The organism is Congregibacter sp. (assembly GCF_965660375.1).
Lineage (GTDB): Bacteria > Pseudomonadota > Gammaproteobacteria > Pseudomonadales > Halieaceae > Congregibacter.
In genome coordinates, this window is sequence record NZ_CBFHZO010000103.1 from 1 (window position 1) to 1,787 (window position 1,787).

At 56.7% G+C, this 1,787-nt stretch carries 3 protein-coding genes; all 3 read left to right on the plus strand.

Features of this window, described 5'->3' with window-relative positions; genetic code table 11:
- A partial coding sequence (locus tag ACTG3T_RS09970; protein ID WP_439102122.1) for an enoyl-CoA hydratase-related protein occupies window positions 1-381 on the plus strand: 381 nt, incomplete at its 5' end.
- A gap of 4 nt (window positions 382-385) precedes the next feature.
- Window positions 386-817, plus strand: coding sequence for a CoA-binding protein (locus ACTG3T_RS09975; RefSeq protein WP_439102123.1), 432 nt, complete (start codon window positions 386-388; stop codon window positions 815-817).
- A gap of 71 nt (window positions 818-888) precedes the next feature.
- Window positions 889-1,787, plus strand: an 899-nt coding sequence (locus ACTG3T_RS09980) for an aldehyde dehydrogenase family protein (RefSeq protein ID WP_439102124.1), incomplete at its 3' end; no start/stop codon positions are given.

The window sequence follows — 1,787 nt, forward strand, 5'->3', positions numbered from 1 at the left end:
GGCGTCAATATGGGCGGCTTCTGTACCACGCCGCTGGTGGGCATTGGCCGCAACGTTCACCGTAAACACGCCATGGCCATGGCACTTACCGGCGATGCCTTCAGTGCTGAAGACGCCGTGCGCTTTGGTCTCATTAATGAGTGTGTGCCGACTGAGCAGTTGGTGGAGCGGACCACGGCATTGGCCGAGCGTATCGCCGCTAAATCGGCCCAGGGTATTCGCCACGGTAAGGCCGACTTTTATACCCAGGTGGATATGCCCATCGAGGATGCTTTTGCCTATGCCAATGAGGCCATGGTGCGGGCCATGACCTCGGAGGATGCGGAAGAGGGCAAAGCGGCCTTCTTCGAAAAACGCCCTCCGGTCTGGGGAGACGCCTGACCCCATGCCCTTAAGCACTGATACAGAGATTGCCAGTGTCCTTGGCTCCGTAAAGACCATTGCCCTGCTAGGTGCGAGCCCCAAACCCGAACGGCCCAGTCATGAGGTGATGGGGTTTCTACTGGCGAAAGGTTATGAGGTGTATCCCGTCAATCCCGGCCTTGCGGGTTCTGAATTACTGGGACGGCAAGTCTACGCATCTCTCGCGGATATTCCGCTGGTGGTCGACATGGTTGATGTGTTTCGCAATGCAAGCTTTCTCCCGCAGATCGTGGACGAAGTTTTGGCGTGTGGCCCCAGGACTTTGTGGACGCAGCTCGGCGTTGTTGATGCTGAAGCGGCGCAGCGGGCAGAGGCGCAGGGCGTAAAAGTGGTGATGGATCGCTGCCCTGCTATCGATTGGCCCCGGCTGCGGGCTGCGGGTTTGCTCCAATGAGCTTTGACAATCAGAGGCGTCGAGAATCAGGTTCTGTATGATCAAGCATTCATTATGTAGGAGAAGCTACTGTGCAAACACCAATAAAAACTTTAAATGCCATCCTCGATCAACAAAAATCCGCGTTCCTGAAAAATCCGATGCCGACCCTTGAAGAGCGCACGGCATGGCTGGATGCCGTCATGGCAATGATGCTGGAGTATCGACCGAAGATTCTTGACGCGCTAAACACAGACTTTGGCACTCACCCCGCCATGCAGGGCGATTTCATTGAGGTATTCGGTATGTTGGGTCGTGCCGAGTACAACAAAGCGCATCTCGAGGAGTGGATGGAGCCTTCCTTACGAGACACGGATCCGGCGATGCATGGAGAGAGTGCGGCCTATGTGCTCCGTCAGCCCAAGGGCGTGATCGGGAACATGAGTCCCTGGAACTTTCCCTTCGACTTAACGGTAGGTCCGCTCTGCGACATGCTCGCCGCTGGCAACCGCGTCATGATCAAACCCTCCGAAATGTCGGCCGCCTGCTCCGAGTTGTTGCTCGAAATGATCAACGCGACCTTCGATAAGGATCATGTGGCCGTTGTCCTCGGCGATCTGGATGTGGCGAAGGCCTTTCCCGGTCTGCCCTTCGACCACCTTCTATACACAGGTAATCCCGGGGTTGCGCGGCAGGTTGCCGCCGCCGCGGCGCCCAATCTCACACCGCTGACTCTTGAGCTCGGCGGTAAGTCACCCACGCTGTTTACACCCGGCGGCGTCACCGCCGCTAACGTGGCTGATTGCCTGCGTATCAAGATGGTTAAGAACGGACAGATGTGTGTCTCACCCGATTACGCGTTGGTGCCCCGCGCTGATCTGGAAAACTTCGTATCGTTGTCCAGGACCTTTATCAGCGAGCAGGCACCGGATTACGTTGCAGGTGATGACATCACCGGCATCATCAATGATCGTCATTACGCTCGCATCGA